This is a genomic window from Jeotgalibacillus marinus (assembly GCF_040801915.1).
GTDB lineage: Bacteria > Bacillota > Bacilli > Bacillales > Jeotgalibacillaceae > Jeotgalibacillus > Jeotgalibacillus marinus.
Genome location: NZ_JBFMIA010000149.1, coordinates 1 through 274, shown reverse-complemented (window position 1 = coordinate 274; position 274 = coordinate 1). Strand labels below are relative to the sequence as shown.

The 274-nt window shown below is 50.0% G+C and carries 1 protein-coding gene; it reads right to left on the bottom strand.

Annotation, left to right across the window (positions count from 1 at the left end; translation table 11 throughout):
• The coding region (locus AB1471_RS18945; RefSeq protein ID WP_367780974.1) for a hypothetical protein at positions 1 to 274 on the bottom strand (274 nt) is incomplete at both ends.

Below are 274 nucleotides of genomic sequence, written 5' to 3'. Positions count from 1 at the left end.
CGTCTCCCTCCCCCTCCTCCCTCTTTTCCTTTTCTTCCCTTTTCCCTCCTCTTTCCCTTCCTTTCCCCCTTCCTTCCTTTTCTTTTTCCTTTTTTCTTTCTCCTTTCCCTCTTTCTCCTCTTTCCTTTTCCTTTCCTCCCCCTCCTCTCTTCCCCTCCCCTCTTCTCCTTCTTTTCGCCCCCTTTCTTTCTCCTCTTCTTTCCATTCCCTTTTCTTTCTCCCCTTTCCTCTTTCCCTCTCCTTCTCTCCCTCCCCCTCCCCCTTTTCTTCTCTT